The sequence below is a fragment of the Blautia sp. HA3515 genome (assembly GCF_059933065.1).
Window position 1 is genome coordinate 1 of the sequence record NZ_JAYFUY010000067.1, and the last position, 20,409, is coordinate 20,409.

The following is a 20,409-nucleotide window of genomic DNA, read 5'->3' on the forward strand; positions in this document are numbered from 1 at the left end:
CTTAGAGCTTACATTTAATTATAGGAATGCACCTTCACAGACAGTTACCGTTACAGCGAGAAATGCAGTCCCTATGGATACTTATGGACATACGGCAAGGTATTTGTACTATGACAGCGAAGGTAATCCATCTGGCAGCGCCGGTTCTGCTATGATGAAAGCAGGAACCTACAAAGTCAGATTTGAAGTGGAAGGCTACACTCCTGCTGATCCGGATTCCCTATCGTATGAGTTTACTGCAGGGGATCCATGGACGGATATCCATGAAGGCACCACAGCAGCTAAACGGGTTCATTCTCAGGATGATGCCCTGTGGTACAAATTTGTTCCAACCAAAAGCGGAACCTATGCCTTTGATTCCCCAGGATGGATGCAGGTAAAAGACCGGGATCATGCTTTTGCTAAAATATCTCCCATATCCGAAAAATGGGGTGAGTACTCCGGCGTTTATCAGTATCGGAGACAATATATACTTGATCAAGACCAGGTTTATTATGTGCGTTTTTACTACATGGATGAGGATCAGGGCGAAACTGCTGATGTAACCATTACCAGGATCCCCAATATTGAAAAGATCCAGATCACCAGCACACTGGGGGAAGCGGTTGCCGGTCTTGAAAGCTACACAGAAGCAAAGATTTTGGTTTCCTTTGACAATGGACCCTCAAAAGAAGGCACATTAACATTTGGCTCCTCCATTATCCGGATTGATGAGATGGTCTTTGAACCTTATCTGATCGATGCAGAGGGAAATGAGCATGAAGTATTAGACATTCTGCCTGCCGGAGATTATCAGCTGATATTCAGGAACGGTAGTGTTTCCAGTGATCCTGTACCCTTTGCGGTAAAAGAAATCACCGATTCTGTTCTTTACCGGGGCGCTATTGACTGTGGAGAAGAGATTTCTGTTGTTTCTCCATATGTCCAGCATGCCTTTTACAGCTTTACAGCACCGGCAACAGACAGATATGCTATTTCTGATATTACGTCCAGATACTATAACATTTATAAGAAAACCGACAGCGGCTATCAGTCAGTAAAATATGATAGCATCCAGGTTTTGAATGCAGGCGATACAATCTTTTTTGAATTTCACGGTGGAGGACACCAGGGAGAAAATGCGGCCCTGAGCCTGATTAGAAGACAGAATATTACAGCGATGTCTTTCCCTAAAAAAGAGTACATCCAGATCGAAGGTATGAATCAGGAAATCTGGATACCAGGTGATTTAAGTATAGACTATGCAGATGGCAGCCACGCTGAAATAGGTGTTCTTTTTGGTAAAGCTTCAGTTGAAGATAATATAGGCAACACCATTGCTGTAGAATGGCTGCGTGAAGATGAAAACGGAAATTATGTTCCATGGTCTGCACAGGAAGGTTCCGTTGCCGGAGAATATAAAGCTATCTTTACTGCTGGAACTGTACGCGAAGAGATCAGGCTTTCCATCCTTTCCGTACAAAAAGATGCAGCACGTCTGCCTCAGTTAAAAATGGGCCGTCAAAAGCTTCCATTGAATGAGGATGGCACTAATTATTATATCTTTATCCCGGAAACAGATGGACATTATTCCTTTAATTATTCAGACGGGCATGTAAATGCATCTATAGGGCTTTGGGATGAAGCGAATAATAAGCTAACATATATTGGGCCTTTGGCTGGTGACAGAGAACTGACAGGAGGAGTCAAGTATTTCATCTCATTCTATACCAATCAGGCGCAGGATTTTAATCTGTATATTTACAAACAGCCGGTGGCTACGTCTGTGGAAATTCTGCCTGGCTGGGAGAATGATAACAATGTTTTCATTCAGAATCTGGAGACAGTATATTTCGATAACCTTCGGGCCAAAGTGAAAATGGACGATGGAACAGAAGAGATCCTTTCTCTTGGAGAGACAGATCAGTACGATAATCGTCTTGATGGATGGCTTTATCTCCGGAAGGAAGATGGAACATTGGAAACCAGTCCGATTCCTTATGATAATAGGTGGTCTGTTTCTACAGGAGATTACATTCTTAAATTAGGCTATGGCAAGAAAATGTCAGAGCAGGGCATCCCTGTAAGAATTGTTTCTCTGAAGGATTCTGGTGCGCCTGTTCTTGAAACAGATCAGGTACAGACAGGCTCTGCAGCTTCAAACCGTCTGTTGTATCAGTTCACCCCAAAGGCTTCAGGTGTGTATGAACTGGAAGTGAATACAGATGCTTCGTTGACTGTGTATGATGAAAATGGTAAGTATTTAATCAATTCAAATAATGAAGCTTCTGATATGGCCTTTAACCTTGAAGCTGGTAAAGCTTATTTCTTTAGTCTGTACACAAATAATGAATATGGTTCGGATGTACAGTTGTGCATCAAAAAAAATGAGCTGCCTGTAAAGCTTGAAACAACATTGCTGGAGGATGTGACTTATATTCCAGGTATGGACAGCTATTCAGATGTAAGACTGCAGACAGTGGCTATATATGAAGATGGCCGAAGAGAAAAGGTAAAGGCGTATGATCAGATCGCCGGTTGCAATGTGTATTACAGTGTTTTGTCAGAATCAGGGAAAGAGATGGATTTTGATGAGACCATGAAAAAGGGTACTTATACAATCACACCGGTTCTTACGAAAGATAACCAAAATCTGCAGATAGCTGCTGCAGGTGTGCAGGTGAAAGCAGAAAAGCCGCAGGTTACAGAAACATTGATTCTCGGACAGTGGACAGATGTAAAAGAAACCTATCGTCACCTGTACCGATTCACTGCTGCTAAAGATGCTACTTATCAGATTCAGACAGAAGAGGGTGCTGACGCAAGCTTTTACCGGGAAATGAGCAGCCGGTTCAAGAAAAAAGGACAGACCTATCAGATGGATGAAGGGGAAATCTGTATTGTTGCAGTCAGTGCCTACAAGGATTCCAGAATCCGCATAGTGGAAATGTCTGAGGAGAATCCTGGACAGCCAGGTGCTGACGGAGAAATCACTTTAACAGATGGTTTTAGGCAGGAAGTTACCATAAAAGCTGGAGGTGAACAGATTTTTGTTTTCACTCCAACGGTCAGTGGGGATTACCGGATAAAATCAGAAGGTGGATCGGACACTAAGGTAGTGTTATATTCAGATGAGAATCAGCTTGGTGAGGACGATGACTCCGGGTCTTGGAAGTAATTTTTCATTGAAAGCTTCTCTTGAAGCCGGCAAGACCTATCGCTATATAGTTGACTTATATCACAAGGATGAAAGCGGAACCACTACTGTATGCTTCGGTTTTGTTCAGAATAAAGATATCAGCAAATTAGAGCTGGTATTGAAAGAGGGATTTTCTGACGCAAATAATACAATATTTACCAACCCGCTGATGGCTTACAGTCTTAAGGTTACTTATCAGGATGGAAGCGAAAAAATAATAGAAGATGATTATTATCCTACCCTGAAAGATGACTATGGAAATGAAATAAAAGTGGAGGCTTCATCCGAAATGGACGGCGATCCTGAAACGAATGAAGTGTTTTTTGTATATGATCTGATGTATAAGAAAGAGGATGGCAGGACCTGGAAGAGCAGCACAAACGGGAAGATACCTTGTGGGAGCATATCAGATATAGAGGCTCTTCAGATCGGCACCCCGAAAACAACTTCCTTACAGTCAGGCCAGGAATGTTTATACAGATTTACAGTTCCTGAGGATGGCAATTATTTTATTCATTTTGATTCCGGGAATGATGAGCTTTTCCTGAATACTGAGTTTTGTTCCTATTACACATATTTTCAACTGGGACAGTGGGATGTTCGTCTAAATCCCATCAGGAAAGACAATAGTGGACTTGTACCGCTGAAAAAGGGAGTTTCTTACCTTGTTTATCTTGGAAATCATGGTGAAGAGCCTGCCAATGCATTCTCATTCTATATAGCAAAGGCAGACGAACTAACATCTGTAGAGTTGAAAAAAGCTCCGGATAATCCTTTTGTATATCCAAATGCGGATGATAGTATTTCTCTTGATGGAATGGTGATTACTGCCCATTATGCAGATGGAAGCAGCAAAGATATTTTACAGGGTGAGACGGATCCGGCAGGCCGGTTTGTGCGTGTCCTGTACTGGAAATGGATTGGGAATGATACCCTTCGTGTTTTCTTTGCATTTGGCAGCTGCAGAAGCTTTGTTGACCTGAAAGCAGCTTCTACAGAGCAGCTCCCGGTACTTGAAACCGGAGAAACCATCCCAGGTGCCTGCAGCCGGCAACCAGCTCACAGCATTTCGATATACACCGGAGGAAAGCGGTTTTTATTCCTTTGATATGGATCAGGATGACTGGATCAAGGTTGTAGAAGAAGAAACAGGCAAAGAAGTGAAGGAGCTTAATGGCTTCTATTTGGAAGCCGGAACTTCCTATCAGGTTTATACGCGCACAAGGTATGGTGATGACACTATTACTGTACTGCGTGGTGTGTGCCAGTGGGCAGAAGAGACTGAGATCAGTGCTACCTGTACAACAAATGGCAGCATTACTTACAGATGTAACGTTCACAATCACACAAAAACCTATCAGACACAGGAAGCATATGGACATGCCTTTGGAGAATGGGTCACTGTAAAGGAAGCAGGCTGCGAAACAGAAGGACAGCAGCAGCGAAGCTGCACAAGATGCCACATCGTTGAGACCAGAGCACTTCCAGCCAAGGGACAGCATAGTTTCGGAGAATGGACCACTGTAAAGGAAGCAGGCTGTGAAACAGAAGGACAGCAGCAGCACAGCTGTACAAGATGCCATATCGTTGAGACCAGAGCGCTTCCGGCCAAAGGACAGCACAGCTTCGGAGAATGGATCACTACAAAAGATCCCACTGTTCTGGAGACAGGTGTAAAGGAGCGTATCTGCTCCCAGTGCGGAAAGAAAGAGTCAGCTTCCATAGAGAAACTGGCAGGTACGATTTCGCTGAGCGTGAAAGGCACCATCCCGCTGAAAGTAAAACAGTCCTACAAAGTGAAGGTTACCATGGGCAAGGGAGACAAAGTTGTTTCCTGGAAGTCCAGCAATGGAAAAGCTGTATCTGTGAAAAACGGAGTGATCAAAGGCCGAAAAGCAGGGAAAAAGGCTACCATCACTGTACTTCTTAAGAGTGGTAAAAAAGCAAGCTTTAAAGTAAAAGTACAAAAAACCACGGTTACGACCAAAAAGCTGACGGTTACAAATGCAGTGACAAAGAAAAAAGATCGGTAAGACGGTTACCCTGAAAAAAGGAGAAACCTTAAAGCTGGCAGCTGCAGCAGTACCTGTTACAAGTCAGCAGAAGATAACTTATACATCTTCTGATAAGAAGATCGCATCGGTTACAAAGAAAGGCCAGATCAAAGCCAGAAAGAAAGGAAAGGCAACGATCACAGTCGAATCCGGTGCAAAAACATATCGGATTAAGATCAATGTAAAATAACCTGCAATCGAAAGGGAAGAGGCCTCTGGCTTCTTCCTTTTTCATATATGTCTGATTTTGATGCTATAAAAATTGACTATAATCATGATTTTTGAAAGTCTTTGCAGTTTCGGAATGGGGCTGACTCTTAATTGACAAATCCTCACACTGAATAGTAAAATTAGCTGTAATAAAAAAGAAGCGGAAGCGAGGAAAGGAGCAGGTATCTGACCTGTTTGACCGGGGGAAGACAGGCGGAGGGATGATATTATAAAAGGAGCGTAATGAGTATGAAAAACAGCCATTGGAGATCTTTTAAAAAAGGGATGTCCTGGTTTTTGGCGTTTGCAATCGCAATGGGAAGCCAGGGCACCGGGTTGTCTGCTGCCACGCTGGATTACGGGCAGGAGTACCAGGTGGCTGTCAGCAGTGACGTGGATACGTCTTATCTGCAGATCAGATCTTACAGCAGTGAGGATGTACCAGATAGAGGACGTACCGGCACAGGTCAGCGAGACCGACACCATCCCAGATGGAAGATGCAGCGGTACCAGATAGCGAGGCTGATCCATCCCAGATGGAGGATGCAGCGGCACAGGGTAGTGAGGCTGACACATCCCAGGTGGAGGATGCAACGGTACCAGATAGCGAGGCTGATCCATCCCAGATAGAGGATGCAGTTCGGCACAGGGCAGCGAAGGCTGAACACGTCTCAGATAGAAGACGTTTTCACTGACGGAGATGGTGTGCTTGCTGACAGTCATGAAGAAACGGCAGATACCACTCTTCTGGATGCTCCTGCAGATGCACAGGAAGGCACCATTCAGTATCTGATCGAGGAAGCAAGGAAGGCAGGCTCTACAACACTTAACCTTAAGCCTTGGACGACAGCTTTCCGGACTACAGTAGAAGAGAATCTTCTGATCCCTCAGCGGGATGGATATTGTACTGGATCTGAACGGCCACACCCTGACTGTGGATAAGTCTTCGGCAGAGGCTGGCAAGGATACCAATAATATTACTGTATACGGACAGCTTACCCTGAAGAACGGCAGCTTATCCGGCAGTGTCATCTTCTGCTTGGCAACGAGAATACAAGAGGCGTATTTGTATGCTATGGCGGCCGTCTGGTCCTTGGAGAAGGAGTCAGAGATCACCGGCTATGCTGCAGCAGGCCGGGGCGGCGGCGTGTATGTAAGTGATGGGGCCGGCTCTGTCTATAGAGTGGCGGCATGATCCGCGACAACTGCTCCGGTATCAGCGGCGGCGGCATATGGATCTATCATGCAAGTGACCTTTCCTATCAGAGATGGCACCATCACCGGGAACAAGTGCTGCGCTTAATGGGGGCGGTGTGTACATACAGTCTTATGACTGTGAAACAAGTCACCTGTGGCAGTGGGATTTCCATTACAGGGAATCATGCGGATCAGAACGGGGGAGGCCTTTATATCCATAGTGTGTCTGATGTGGAAAATGAATGGATCTTTGATGGCCCGACTGTTTCAAATAATACTGCCGGTATGAGAGGCGGTGGTGTTCATGTTCAGGCTCCGATCCATTTCACAATGGTGTCCGGAATGGTATCTGATAATCAGGCAGTGTCCTATGGCGGCGGCATGTATTTTTACAGTACTGACAAGATCCGGTCATCTGTCAGCCTTATGGGCGGCACTATTCAGGAAAACTTACTGACTGATGAGGATATTAATTATCAGTGGACCGACTCTCATTATGGAGGCGGTGTGTGGATCAGCAATTATGCAGATGTGGTCCTTTCCGGAGTACAGATCCTGAATAATAAGACTATTGGCACCGGCGGCGGTATTGCCACGGGAGCTTACTGTAAGGTACAGATCCAGGAGGGAACCCTGGTAAATGGCAATAAAGCCAGCTTTTACGGCGGCGGTATATATGGAAATGGAGCCAATGTTGTGACGACCGGCGGCGAGATCTCTGATAACCAGGCACAGGGAAGCACTTACGGCTGGGGCGGCGGACTTTATTTCTCAAGCGGCAAACTGACAGCCAGCAGCGGTAAGATCTGCAGGAATACAGCAGATAATGGAGGCGGCGGATATATTTCAACAGCAATCCTTTCCGGAGATGTGATCATTTCTGATAATCAGGCAAAGGGAAGTGGCGGTGGTATATATGGAAATGTTACCATGTCTGAGCAGGCCAGGATCGAAGGAAATAAAGCGGACAGTATAGGCGGTGGTGTGAACGGATCTCTGGTTATGAATGGCGGCATCTGTACCACGGCAACAGGGCCGGCGGCAATGGAGGCGGCGGAGCCTATGGGACTGTAACCTTGAATGAAGGGAGAGATCTCCGGCAACAATGCTTCCGGAGTAGGCGGCGCAGTACGAGGCACCCTTTACATGAAGGGCGGAGTGATCAAAGATAATACTACCAGCAGCAGCGGCGGCGTTTTATTTGGTGTCGGTACCATTTCCGGCGGTGAGATGACGGACAACGAGGCAGGCAGTAACGGTGGTGTTGTATATCTTAGTAGAAAATAACAGGCTTCTGACTATTACAGGAGATGTAAAGATCTATAACAATCGTGCCAATTATGGTGGTGCTATAAGTCTGGCTGGCGGTACTGTCCAGATCAGCGGCGGTGAGATCAGTCATAATCAGGCTTATATATATGGCGGTGGTGTTTATGTATGGACGACCAATACCTTAAATCCGAAGATCATCATAGAAAAAGGTGCAGTGATTTCTGATAATCAGGCGCCGGGGTCAGGTACTATTCCAGGCGGACAGGATCTGTATGTGGCGGCTACCCTGAAGGTAAATAATAACGGCAATCTTACTTATTTTACCCCTGTTGTCAGTCTGGCAGCAGCAGACCAGATGAAAGCACAGGATGGAACACCGGGAATTGCCTGGTATGATGAAACTACGGATGAAAGGAATATCCAGGGACTGGAGCTGGATACTACAGAGCGGACAAAGGTTTACCGTTATACCTTTCTTTATTCTGAGCCTGAGACAGAGATGGTGGCAAGACTGGATGATTCTGCAGAAGAATTTACTACCGTTCAGGCAGCGGTAGATGCAGCCGGGGATGGACAGCTACACAGGATCACCCTTTTAAAAGAGGATAAAGAGGCGGTGACGATCCCTAAGGGAACCAGGATCTGCTTTGATCTGAATGGGAATACCATCCGGGGAAGCTGGAAGACGAATACTCCTGTGTTTACAGTTAAGGGAGAAATGACCCTGGAAGACACAAGTGAAGACCAGACCGGATGTATTACCGGAGGTGTATCGGCTCGGTATGGCTTTGGAGGAGGCATCTTTGTCCAGGATGGAAGCCTGGTTATGAACAGCGGGACTTTAAAGGCAAATGGCAGCGGAAGTGTTTTAGTAATGGACAGGGACAGCTCTTTTGTGATGAATGGAGGCCTGATCACGAAAAACACACAGTCTGCGGTAGCTGTTAATGCCGGATCCTTTACAATGACAGGAGGAAAGATCACCTGGGAACAGCGCTAACCAGGGCACAGGCGTTTATGGCTGGGGTGGTGCAAAGGTTCGTATAGAAGGCGGAGAGATCATCGGGAATAGTGGTAATCAGGGTACAGGACTTTATGTACAAGGCAGGCTGGACATTACCTGGGGGCAGGATCTGTGATAATAAAACAAGTAATTACGGAGGCGGCATCTATCTGTGGAGAAGCACCTGCAATATGTCCGGTGGTGAGATCTCCGGCAATACAACTACCAATGCCAATGTAAACTGGGGCGGAGGCGGCATTTATCTGTCAAGTTCTACCCTGAATGTTACAGGTGGATCCATCACAGGGAATACCACCGGCAGTGTAGGCGGCGGTATCCGTGTAGGCGCAGGCAGTACTGCTTCTGTGACAGGCGGAGTTGTGTATGGCAATCAGTGCTCGCTTGGTAAAAGTGATATATATGCAGCAAAAGACGCAGCTCTTACCCTGATGCCAGCTTCGTCTATGGAGCCGGGAGATTATAATTGCTGGTATGATTGTGAAAATTATCAGGCATACACGGAAGCTGTTACATCCTCCGGTCTGGAACAGAATTGTCACTTTTATGCCCTGTACATGGAGGATCCATCTTTAGAAGCGGCAGCTCAGATCCTGGATGAAAACGGAGCCGGACAGAATTATCCATCTGTTCAGGATGCAGTAAATGCAGCCACACAGGGACAGAGGATTTATCTTCTCAGGGATATTGAAGAAAGTGTGCAGATCGGAAAGGACAAGGATGTGGTCCTGGACTTAAATGGATATACCTTATGCTCTTCACGGGAAAATGTGCTTGATATAAGAGGAAAGCTGGAAGTAGACAGTACCACAGGTCATCCTGGCACCAATCCGGAACAGAGCCAGGGCGGCAGGATCCAGCCGGCAGAAGGTATTACCGGCAACAGAGGTGTCTTTGTAAGAGAAGGAGGAGCCTTTATCTTAAAGGGAGGCGTGATCACAGGCTTCTCCGGCGTAAAATATGGCGGCGGTATTTATGCAGATCAGAATGCTTCCGTTACCATCAGCGGGGGAGAAATCACAGGAAACCAGGCTGTTTATGGCGGCGGTATAGGATTTTACAGTATCAGTACCACTGCCCCTTCTTCCTTTACTATGACAGGTGGAAAGATCTGTAATAATCAGGCCGAAAAGAATGGTGGCGGAGTGTATATGGGAAGAGCCTTTAACCTTGCCAACCAGATCCTGATATCAGGCGGTGAGATCTGTGAGAATACAGCCGGCAGCCATGGCGGCGGCGTAAGTGCTGATTTTAATTTTATCCAAGGAACAGATACAGCCTCAATGATCAGCATTACCGGCGGCAAGATCCATCATAACACAGCGGAAACGGACGGAGCCGGTGTTTATATCCAGTATTGCAAGACAGTCGTGATCGGACCGGATCTGGAAGTTTCCAATAATGTGGGAAAAGGAGCCGGCGGCGGCATCCGTACCACATCTGTAGGGGAAGTAACCGTAGAGAATATTAATGCCCACCATAACCGGGCAAAAACTGGTGGTGGCCTGTCCTTAAGCGCAGGAGAGGTGTTGGTAAAGGATTGCAAGGTCCATGATAACAGTACAAGACAATATGGAATCAGCAGTTACAGCGGAGGTGCCGGTCTTTACGGTACCCAAAAGCTGGAAGTCCAAAAAGGTGAGTTCTGGTTAAATGGAGCGTATTACGGTGGAGGCCTGGGTATTGGCGCAGGCACAGCCGGACAGACAATCATCGGGAAAGAGGTCTATATCCATGATAATAAGGCATCCTATGGTGGGGGTCTTAGGATCGATACAGTAGGAACGCTTACATTAAATGGTCGGATCGAAAACAATAGCGCCACTCACGGCGGTGGACATCAGTGACAGCCACATCTTCTGAGCTTCATTTTGCAGATGTGTTGATACAGAACAATAAAGCAGCTAGTAGTGGTGGCTTTGGCGGCGGTGTTTTTTTTGACTCAGGTACAGCCTCCAAGGTGTATATAGAGGATCCGGCCCGGATCATTACGAATACTGGAGGTTATGGCGGCGGTATCGCTTTCTTTACAGGATATGAAATGTATCTGACAGGTGGACGGATCGCAGGCAATCAAGCAAGTAATAATGGCGGTGGTATTTGGACCCGGCTGTCACAGCTGACCTGGTCAGGCGGTGTGATAGAAGATAATACGGCATCAAATACCGGCGGCGGCATTTACATAGACGGTAGCAGAAACTGGTCCACACGGGAAGCACAGATCACAGGAGAAGTACAGATCATCCATAACAAGGCACCCCAAGGTGGCGGTGTGGGAGTTGGTGAAAATACAGCCCTTACCATGGACGGAGGCCTGACCAGTAATAATAAGGCAACCAATGGTGGCGGAGTATGGGTTTCAGCAGTGATGGGACAACTTGTAATAAAGAAGTCAGCAGAAACCGGAAGCACAGGCAAGCTGTATGGAAACCAGGCCGGTTACGGCAGGGACGTTTACGGAAACTATGATAAATCCTATAAGAATTCTAAAATCCAGCTGTTTGCAGCAGCCGATATGTTTGGGGCTGATGAGAATAAAAAGGGCAGCTGCTGGTATAATGAAACGAAAAAGTTGGCCATAACAGATCCCATTGAGTATGATCCGGTAACCAGGGCCTGCTGCCTTACTTTTCAGTATGATTCACTGGAGTTTGTGGCAAAGATTGAAAATGAAACTGGTACTTATTATGATGCATATACCTCCCTTCAGCAGGCTGTAAATGCTGTAAAAGAAGGAAAGTACCAGGATGGGGCACCGGAGATTTATCTGATCAGGGATATTAATGAAAGCATTCAGATCCCGGGAAGCGTAAGTGCAGTGCTGAACCTGAACGGGCACAAGCTGCAGGGCACAGACACTGCCATCACCTGTTCCGGTAATCTTAGGATCGTGGATGAAAAGACAGAAGGACTGGATCCGGGAGAAGCGACAGGAACCATATCAGGAAGCACAAGAAAGCTGGGCGGCGGTATTCTGGTACTGTCCGGCGGCCAAGTGACTATGGAAAGCGGACAGATCAGCATGTGCACAGCACCTACCAATCAAAGCAATTGCGGCGGTGCAGGCGTGGCTGTCAGCGGCGGCACCTTTATCCTGGATAACACAGCTTCCATCAATGAATGCAGTGCTGCTTGTGGAGCGGCTGTTTATGTAGGAGCAGGAAGCAGTCTTTTTGAAATGAGAGGCGGAACCATCTGCAACAATGCTGTGCAGAATTATTGGGAATGTGGCGTTATTTACAATGCCGGCGGTACTGTACGGATCAGCGGAGGAAAGATCACAGACAATGTGATATCTGGCAACGGTATCATTTATCTGTCCAGCGGTAAATGCGTTTTGGAAGGCGGCGAGATCACCGGAAATAAAGCAAGATACGGCGGTGGTGTTTATATAAGAAGTGCAGCCAGTGTGTGGATGAGTAATACTCAGATTTCCAATAATCAGGCGACTGTAAATGGTGGCGCTATTTATAATGAAGGCCAGCTGAATATTTTTGAAGGCACTAAGATCACCTGGGAACCAGGCAGTAATGGGTGGCGCTATTTACCAGACAACCGGCAAGATCAAGATGGCAGGCGGCACTGTCACTGGCAATCAGGCGGAGAAGGGCGGCGGCCTTGCACAGAATCCCCAGGTGGCAAATGCAGGCAGCTTTATCCTGTCAGGAGGACTGCTGTGCGAAAATAAATCCACGGTTGACGGAACCGGAAATGATATTTATTCCCTTTATGAGGGAACCGGAAACTACGAAAATGTAAGCGTAAACCAGAAGCCATCTGTCACACTGATCCAGGCAGCAGCCATGAAAGCGGACAACGGCAAGGCCGCAAAGTATAATGCGTGGAGAAATGATGCCTATCGTGGAAACCAGCTGGAAGGCACAGATGTGACCAATGGTTACTATATTACCGGCGGTATCGACCAGAGCAATAATCTGAAGCTGACTGCTGTTACATATAAGGAAGCAGAAGTAAAAGGCCCGGCAAGCACGGTAAAGGTAGATTCCATTACGGTAATGAATACCAACAGTAAAGACGGTACTTCGGATGGCGGCGGTGCTTTTGACACAGAATGTGCCGGAGATGAAAAGACTGCCTTGCAGCTTCTGGAGGAAGGGGACAGCCAGACAACAGAAGCGCCGGACGAGGTTACAGAGGACGAAACCCAGGAGGAGATGGCACAGCGTCATCACTACTTGTATAATGGTCAGATCCTGAAGATGATCTGTCATAATGGTAAGTGGTATGAGAGAGACCAGGCTGTTCTGTGGAGCCCGGGAAATGACAGCTCCTATACCAATGGGATCGTGAGAAGCTTTGATACTGTCAAATATGATCTTTGTTTTACCCTGCAAGATACCGGGAAAGACGAAGAGGATGAAGAAGGGCAGGAAGGGAATTCTCCTGTAACAGATGAAACCTTACAGCTGTGGGTGGAAATGAAGCTGCCGGTAGACAGCAGTCTTGCTTCTTTCTACGACATGAACATGAAGTATTATTATATTTATGAGCAGAAGCAGGCAGATGGAAGCTATGCCCAGTATTTAAGAGGCTACTGGGAGCTGGAAGAAAATAAAGGGGGAACTGTTTACCGCAGCCTGGCCATCAGTGTGAAGGGCATGAACAACGGAGACCTGATTAAGCCTTCCTTTACCGCATGGGTAGGCGGAAATGAGGAGAATGAACAGAATCCAAAATCCTGCAGTTCCAAAACACTGACCGTATCAGCGGCACCAAGATATAACGTGCTTCTTAAGAGAAACTCCCAGCTTGCCTATACCAGCTACTTTGATACGGAAAGCGGTGAGGAAACCACAGAGGAAGAAGTAAAAAAACTTCAGGATGAAGGCAAGGATACCAACCATATTGTCTATGGTACCATGCTTGGATATGGTATTACCCTGCAGATGTACAATAATAAGACCAACAAGGGAATGCGGGGACTTCAGGTGCCTACAGGGGACATCCAGTTTGATGTAAGCTTTGGCGGAGAACTGGTGATGAATGGCTCCACACTTGGAGAGAACTCTGCCCCTTATGCATGGGCTTACAAGGCCAATGAAAACGGAGAGACGGGGATCAGCTTTAAAGGTGAGGAAAATACGGTCAATGTTGACTGGAATGATGAGGATGATTATACCAAGACTACCACTTACGGCTGGGATGCGGCTCCCTATAATACAGGGAACAGCGCTATCGGCTGCTACAGCGGCGGTTTTTGGAATGGAGCGTTAAAGCAGAGAAATGAAACAGGCGATAAGCGCCTTACCCTTCATTTTACAGTCAGCAATTACTCGGCAGCGTCCTTCAGTCCTTCTGCTACAGCCAATGGTTCCTGGGATAGCCAGGTAGGGGGAAGCGGATATATTAACTCCTTCTCTGCCGGATATGTACAGGTGCTGTATCCATTGGATAAAACTACTGTTGATGGACAAAGCGGCTATCTGGAGATCAATATGGAGTGTGCTGCTTCTGATCTGGATATTAGCAGCGTTACAGGGCTTACTCCTGAGTCAACCGAAAAAGGCCTGGATGTAATGGAAAGCTTCTTTGGAGAAAATTATAAGAACCATGCAGTCCATGAGATGACTTATCTGGATAATTACCTGAACCACAGCACAGGTTTATATATTTATGGTGGGGATGGAAACGGAGACCATCTGTCGAAGAATAATTACTTCAGCAAGGAGACTGGCACGGATCTGATCAGCACCCAGGAAGGCACAGGTTCTACTCCCCTGGGAAGCCAGGTATACATTGATGCAGAGGTGTCTTTTACCAGCAGGGAATATTATACAGATGATGTGAATGATCCCCATTATATCCCAACAGAAGAATTCGACCCACAGGTGGATAATCTGCTGGAATACAATTACCTTACCGGAGTGAATCTTCTCCAGAAATTTGATTCGGATGCCTATACGCCTGTCTGTGGAGAAAAGATCATTGACAGACAGGTGAACCAGGGTACAGGAAACACCTGGAACTGGGTAGGAAAAAGTGCAGGGACCAACAGCACCAATGCTTTTCTGGTAGGCACTTCTGAGTCGGCAACCACCTGGTCATCCTCAGGAAACCTGAAAACAAAAAGCTTTAAGCTGACCGTACTATACGGTGCGAAGCCTGATGGAACCAACTGGACGAAGACAGAAACAGCAGATGGGCTTACCGGCGGGGAAGCAGAGATGGATGCGCACACAGAGGAGGAGCTGATCTACTTTACTTCCCTGGACGAACTGAAGGCCTACTTTGCCGCCAAAGGAAACCAGGACGGCAGATGCGTGGCACTTTTGTACGAGGTGCGGGACTGCTGTATCCGTACAGGCAGAAGCCTGTATATCAGAAGCAGGATGCAGATAACAAAGGATTTTGCCAAGACAGGCGGGACCTACTGTACCACCAATGATGTAAGAGGATGGACTACATATCGTCCAACCTATAAGCGATACTATAATGATGGGAAACAGGATGCTATCCTGTTTTTGGCAACCTGGCGAAGCAGATCATACGCTACTGCAGGCGGCATTGCTGCCTACGGAAATGGCGGTTCAGGCGGTACGCTTCCGGATGGGTATGTAAATACCCTGCTGGAAAGCCAGGACCCTGTAATGAAATATACAAAACAAAGATGTGACTTTACTTTTAACGGATATAAGAAAACAGAATACCAAAACGGTAGTCAAAAAAAACGGAACCCATGTGATGGGGTGGATGGCAGGAAATACGCTGCTTCTGTATACCCTGGTCAGTGAGATTGGCGTTAAGAATACAGACCTGATCAAAGGCTCCAACCGGGAAAAGACCTATTATAATGTGTCCGACGGTGAACGTACAGCAAACTTCATGGTAATGCCAAGGCTGCAGATCTCCAGTGCTACAAAGGACCATGAACTGGTAGCAAACGGAAGCCAGGCAACGGATGTTGTGATCACCATGACCATTCCAAAAGATCTCCATTACAATAAGGGCAGCCTGCAGTTTGACTATTCGGCTCCTGGAAACCAGTGTAAATACAAAGCCGGTGATCTGGCATGGGATGTAAAACAGACGGATAACCCAGATGGGACGACCACACTGACCATCTGTACAACTGTAAGTGATATCAACAAAGGACTTCCTTACATCCGGTATAACTGTACCATCGGAAAGAAGGGAGCAGATGAGGATGAGGATGTAAAGAACAATCAGCAGCTTACTACAAAGGTGACAAATCCATACCACATATGAAGAGATCAACCGTATTACCGGACAGGCCAATACTGCAGAGCAGACCATCGTTGCAACAAGGACAAAGGATGATGCGATCTACAAGGAAACGGGCCGGGACCTGATTGAGATCGGGGAGGACCTGGTCTATTACCTGAATTACAGCAACCATACAGACAACTCTGAGATCGCATCCAGCTGTGTGATATCCTTCCTGCCAATGGGGACGGAAGAGACAGCAGCTTCCAGGGCGGCTACCGGGTAAAGGAGATCTATCTGGACTTTACCAGGGAAGCAGGACAGGCAGGCATTCCTGGAGTGGCGGTGCAGGACAGCTGAAGTACAGGAAAGGCGGGATCAGTGCAAAGGATCTTGCCCAGGAGGACAGAACTCTGATACTGAATACCATTGACAAGCGGTAAGTGGCTTGATCTGGCTTCCTCCTATGAACCATCTGAACACACGGAAAATGGTGTGACAATGTACAGGCTGACCTGCAGGGCAGGTGCAGACGGACAATGGGCAAGTGGAGAAGAGCTGATCCATTATGCAGATGGCTCCGGCACAATCGATGCGATTTACGGATTTGTTCCTGCAAGTAGGCGGAAAAGGCAATTTCCGGATGGGACTGGTCCTTACACCGTTTACGAAGGACAATGCAACACTGCTGCAGAGCGGAAACGTGACCCAGCAGGGCGGCGATGTATATAACAACAGCTTCTTCTACAGAAGCGGCGGCCCTACCAGCCAGGCGCCTAACTGTATGCCAGTCCTCAGTGGAAGGAACCCGCACGGCAAAGCGTAAGATCGCAGGGCTTGTATGGCTGGATCAGGATCAGAACGGGAATTACCGTCCTGCCATCAATGGCTATAGCACCACAGACCGGCTGCTTTCCAAGGTGGATGTATATCTTTATCAGGAAAGCGAGCCATCTTCTTCCAAGATCACTAAGAATCCGGATGGAAGCGGAAGCTTCAGTCAGGTGATTGGCGGCAAAACACGGACCATGAGCGTCACTACTGTGGATGGCAAGACCTTGTATCCAGCTGTGGATGTGATGGGCAACCTTCTGGATAAGGTGGTCACTGGAAGCGACGGGGCATACGCCTTTGAGAATCTGGCTGAGGGCAGCTACTACATAGTGCTTCAGGACGAGGGTGATGATTATGCTGTTACAGGAGGAACCAGGGTTCTTCCCTTTGAAAGACTGAGCATCACACCTGAAAGAGAGGATACAAAGAATACCCTGGCCCAGCCGGGAAGGGACACAGACAAAGCCCTTCCGGAATACCAGGGCACAGACACCGGGGATCAGGGTGCAGCAACCATGAAGCGTACAGTGATTGCCAATAATGGCAGCGGCATTACCCTTCCTGGACTTAACAGCATGGTGTCCTGGGAGTATGTGACCAATCATTGGGACTGCGGTCTGTATTATCTGGATCTTTCCATGGAAAAGAACTGGGCGCAGACCACCAGCATCCCGAATCAGGCATCCGTCCTGTTTGAAATAACAGGCTCCACCGGAACCGGGGAAGATGCAGTAAGCTACCCAGCTGCCACCTACACTGCCACGATTGCTTCCGGCAAGATAACAGCACAGGCAGAGGGAGTGGCAAGGCCTTACAGCAAGATAGAGGGAGCACCACCAAACGATTCCAGACAACGGTGGCCGCATCCCAGGATAAAGGAAACAAGACCATACGCTGGCTGATCCAGAAACAGCCGCTGCAGGCAGAAGGTGCAAAAGGTGTGATCCGTTATTGCATTGAAGAGAAGGCCAAAGACGGGGAAGGTAATCCTCTTCCCGGCTTTGTAATGACCAGCAGCACAGATAGTACAGCAGAGGATCAGACCAGAAAATTTGCTGTATGGAATACTCAGATCAATTACCAGATCTGTCTTGGCAAGAAAGGCAGTGAAGGGGAACCTCTTTCCAATGCTGTATTTACCTTGTATAAAGATCAGGACTGCAAGGTTCCTGCCGGGATCACTATGAAGACTGACCAGCAGGGAAATGGCACCGTCACAGGTCTGGAGGCAGGCACAGGGGCTGTGTATTATATAAAAGAAACAAAAGCCCCCAGCGGATATTTCCTGAATAAAGGAATCCTGAAGCTGACCATTGCTTACGAAGACAAGACAAAATATTATGATCCTACCATTTCTCTGGAGAGGATCACAGATGAAACAACAGGAGATCTACTGGATCCGGCTGCTGATCAGGCTAAAATGTCCATTTCGTGCAGGGTAGATGCCGGTGGAAAAGACCCGGACTTCACTGGTACCTGAGGTACCTTTGAAATATAGTATTTCCTTTGAACTTACAGATTCCTGCATTTATTCGCTTCCTAAGACAGGCGGACGGGGAATCTGGTGGGAAATGCTTTTTGGAACAGGCTTGATGCTTACAGCAGTGTATCTGTATAGCAGAAAAAGGAGAAATGCCTGTAGCCGCAATAAATAAAGAAGCTTACCTGAACGACATGCTTGCCTGATGGTGATGTCACTATGTATGGAAAAAAGTATTGATGATATCGCATTCCCCTTATTTCACTTGTTGTAAATTGGCAAGAGAAATAAGGGGAAATGATGATTTGGAGGAATTTTTCTATGGATTACGTAAAAGAAGCGAAAGAACTTGGCTTCTCAAATGCAGCGATCATGGATACGCAAAAGCTTATTTTTAAACCAGAGTATCGAAGATTTTGTGAAGAAAATCAATGTGGATGTTACAATGTGAATCCTGCCTGTCCGCCTGAAAGCGGAACTGTAGAATCTATGAAACAAAGAGCATTAGCCTATGAAAAAACTCTTATTTTGCAGACCATACAAAGCAGACATTCTGATTACAAAAAGGCGAAACTTGCTCATAATAAGCTTACTGAGCAGCTGGCATCCAAAATAGAGGAATCCGGAAACAGGAACCTTCTGATCATGTCCGCTGGTCCCTATAAGCATCACTCCTGCATGTCTGCCTACTGTATTGATGCACAGGAAATGGCTGATGCGGTAGGAATGATCTGCTGGGGAAACGATGATAAAATACGTTATTTTTCACAAATTCTTTTTTATGTTAAGGCGTGAGAAACTGTAGACTTCTTTTTAATTTCTTAAGCTGGAACATGTCACTTTCATTATACAACACACGGAATCGAAGTGTCTTTCTTTTATACAAAATCACGAACTTGCTCATTTATAAATAAACAGGAGGAAGGAAAAATGAAAAATAGATGGAACAAAGGCAATAGACTGCTGACTATATGTATGGTATTATTGATGGCATTCGTTATGATCTTTACAGCAGCAGGAACAACAGAGAATGTACAGGCAGCATCCAGCGGACTCGGCGCATATAAAAAGATATCTTTTTATAAAAGCGCCAAAGTCAATGGAACAACTTATTCTATGAAGTACAACAGCAGAACTAATCGCTATATTGTATATGCGACAAAAAAAGGTAAAAAGAAAGTAGTTCTTAAAAACTGTTCAAGCGGCACTATTGTAACAAATGGAAAATTTTTTTATTACGAAAGTGCGGCATTTGTAAGAAGCGGAAATTTTGGAGGAACCTACAGAAAGCGTACATTGATGCAGTATAATCTAAAAACCGGCACAAACAAAGTACTGATAAGCTTCGGAGGGGAAGGCCCTGTGGACGGTATTATTGGTTGCGATGGTACCTATCTTTATATGGGATATCAGACCCAGTACGGTGATGGTATGGGAAATTTTGCAGTAGTAAATCTGGAGACAAGACAGATAAAGCGCCTCGAAAAAGATTGTTCAACAGTCCAGAAAGTAAAGAATAAAGTTCTGGTAACCGCAGTAGGATTCCCGCATGGCGGTCCGGTCTATCTGCTAAATAGAGACGGAAGCAAATGCAAAACAATTTGTGGAAGAGCTATTAAAGTATCTGTAAAAGGAAATTATATTTATTATACAGAAGCAACCTATGGCTGGAAAACAAGAAAGTGTAGATGTGATCTCAACGGAAATAAAAAAGAAAGCCCTTACTGCATGGAGTAGAGGAATTGCTGGATGAGAATTATCAGTCCTGAGATTGAAAAGTGTAATAAATACAAGCTTAAATGGTTTGCCTGCTGTATAGTAGAGGTATCAAAGTCGCAGTGTGGATCAAGAAAGATGGTTTTCTGTATTATGCAGTGATAAGACAATTACTCGGGTGTTTTCATGAAAAAAAGAATTTCTAAAGTGTTTATAGTTCTTCTTATTATTGTTTCGGGATTTATGGAGATAAGCTGGCTCC

The 20,409-nt window shown here is 46.4% G+C and carries 20 protein-coding genes; all 20 read left to right on the plus strand.

The features are described 5' to 3' along the window. On the plus strand, positions 1-3,157 hold a 3,157-nt coding region (locus R1Y93_RS05310; protein ID WP_500821948.1), incomplete at its 5' end, for a hypothetical protein. Next, complete coding sequence (locus R1Y93_RS05315; RefSeq protein WP_500821949.1) at positions 3,126-4,286, plus strand: hypothetical protein; 1,161 nt, start codon at positions 3,126-3,128, stop codon at positions 4,284-4,286. The genes R1Y93_RS05310 and R1Y93_RS05315, both read left to right, overlap by 32 nt. Further along, on the plus strand, positions 4,216-5,211 hold the full coding sequence (locus R1Y93_RS05320) for an Ig-like domain-containing protein (RefSeq protein ID WP_500821950.1): 996 nt from the start codon (positions 4,216-4,218) through the stop codon (positions 5,209-5,211). The genes R1Y93_RS05315 and R1Y93_RS05320 overlap by 71 nt, the downstream gene beginning before the upstream one ends. 34 nt (positions 5,212-5,245) lie before the next feature. Continuing rightward, positions 5,246-5,422 (plus strand): Ig-like domain-containing protein, encoded by a 177-nt coding sequence (locus tag R1Y93_RS05325; protein ID WP_500821966.1) that lies wholly within the window; start codon positions 5,246-5,248, stop codon positions 5,420-5,422. Positions 5,423-5,691: 269 nt separating this feature from the next. Continuing rightward, positions 5,692-6,072, plus strand: coding sequence for a hypothetical protein (locus R1Y93_RS05330; RefSeq protein WP_500821951.1), 381 nt, complete (start codon positions 5,692-5,694; stop codon positions 6,070-6,072). A gap of 3 nt (positions 6,073-6,075) precedes the next feature. Next, entirely contained in the window at positions 6,076-6,384 is a 309-nt protein-coding gene (locus R1Y93_RS05335) for a hypothetical protein (RefSeq protein WP_500821952.1), read from the plus strand. Further along, positions 6,338-6,637 carry a hypothetical protein gene (locus tag R1Y93_RS05340; RefSeq protein WP_500821953.1) on the plus strand — a complete coding sequence of 100 codons (300 nt, stop codon included), beginning with the start codon at positions 6,338-6,340 and terminating at the stop codon, positions 6,635-6,637. Before R1Y93_RS05335 ends, R1Y93_RS05340 begins: the two co-directional genes overlap by 47 nt. Then, the gene (locus R1Y93_RS05345; RefSeq protein ID WP_500821954.1) at positions 6,634-7,713 is read left to right on the plus strand and encodes a hypothetical protein; all 1,080 of its coding nucleotides are present in this window, start codon (positions 6,634-6,636) and stop codon (positions 7,711-7,713) included. Before R1Y93_RS05340 ends, R1Y93_RS05345 begins: the two co-directional genes overlap by 4 nt. A 6-nt stretch (positions 7,714-7,719) precedes the next feature. Continuing rightward, the gene (locus R1Y93_RS05350; protein ID WP_500821955.1) at positions 7,720-7,926 is read left to right on the plus strand and encodes a hypothetical protein; all 207 of its coding nucleotides are present in this window, start codon (positions 7,720-7,722) and stop codon (positions 7,924-7,926) included. Beyond that, positions 7,898-8,911, plus strand: a complete 1,014-nt coding sequence (locus tag R1Y93_RS05355) for a hypothetical protein (RefSeq protein ID WP_500821956.1) — start codon at positions 7,898-7,900, stop codon at positions 8,909-8,911. Before R1Y93_RS05350 ends, R1Y93_RS05355 begins: the two co-directional genes overlap by 29 nt. A gap of 71 nt (positions 8,912-8,982) precedes the next feature. Continuing rightward, the gene (locus R1Y93_RS05360; protein ID WP_500821957.1) at positions 8,983-10,779 is read left to right on the plus strand and encodes a right-handed parallel beta-helix repeat-containing protein; all 1,797 of its coding nucleotides are present in this window, start codon (positions 8,983-8,985) and stop codon (positions 10,777-10,779) included. Next, entirely contained in the window at positions 10,776-12,620 is a 1,845-nt protein-coding gene (locus R1Y93_RS05365; protein ID WP_500821958.1) for a right-handed parallel beta-helix repeat-containing protein, read from the plus strand. Before R1Y93_RS05360 ends, R1Y93_RS05365 begins: the two co-directional genes overlap by 4 nt. A gap of 532 nt (positions 12,621-13,152) precedes the next feature. Further along, positions 13,153-15,684 carry a hypothetical protein gene (locus R1Y93_RS05370; protein WP_500821967.1) on the plus strand — a complete coding sequence of 844 codons (2,532 nt, stop codon included), beginning with the start codon at positions 13,153-13,155 and terminating at the stop codon, positions 15,682-15,684. Beyond that, positions 15,644-16,159 carry a hypothetical protein gene (locus tag R1Y93_RS05375; RefSeq protein WP_500821959.1) on the plus strand — a complete coding sequence of 172 codons (516 nt, stop codon included), beginning with the start codon at positions 15,644-15,646 and terminating at the stop codon, positions 16,157-16,159. The genes R1Y93_RS05370 and R1Y93_RS05375 overlap by 41 nt, the downstream gene beginning before the upstream one ends. Positions 16,160-16,546: 387 nt before the next feature. Continuing rightward, positions 16,547-16,849 (plus strand): hypothetical protein, encoded by a 303-nt coding sequence (locus R1Y93_RS05380; RefSeq protein ID WP_500821960.1) that lies wholly within the window; start codon positions 16,547-16,549, stop codon positions 16,847-16,849. Beyond that, the gene (locus tag R1Y93_RS05385; RefSeq protein ID WP_500821961.1) at positions 16,840-17,853 is read left to right on the plus strand and encodes a hypothetical protein; all 1,014 of its coding nucleotides are present in this window, start codon (positions 16,840-16,842) and stop codon (positions 17,851-17,853) included. The genes R1Y93_RS05380 and R1Y93_RS05385 overlap by 10 nt, the downstream gene beginning before the upstream one ends. Then, entirely contained in the window at positions 17,808-18,431 is a 624-nt protein-coding gene (locus tag R1Y93_RS05390; RefSeq protein WP_500821962.1) for a prealbumin-like fold domain-containing protein, read from the plus strand. The genes R1Y93_RS05385 and R1Y93_RS05390 overlap by 46 nt, the downstream gene beginning before the upstream one ends. Further along, positions 18,394-18,606, plus strand: a complete 213-nt coding sequence (locus R1Y93_RS05395) for an LPXTG cell wall anchor domain-containing protein (RefSeq protein WP_500821963.1) — start codon at positions 18,394-18,396, stop codon at positions 18,604-18,606. Before R1Y93_RS05390 ends, R1Y93_RS05395 begins: the two co-directional genes overlap by 38 nt. A gap of 146 nt (positions 18,607-18,752) precedes the next feature. Then, a complete protein-coding gene (locus tag R1Y93_RS05400; protein ID WP_500821964.1) occupies positions 18,753-19,226 on the plus strand; it encodes a DUF2284 domain-containing protein in 474 nt (157 codons plus the stop codon). 135 nt (positions 19,227-19,361) lie between these two features. Continuing rightward, positions 19,362-20,168 (plus strand): hypothetical protein, encoded by an 807-nt coding sequence (locus tag R1Y93_RS05405; RefSeq protein ID WP_500821965.1) that lies wholly within the window; start codon positions 19,362-19,364, stop codon positions 20,166-20,168. The last annotated feature ends 241 nt before the right edge of the window (positions 20,169-20,409 follow it).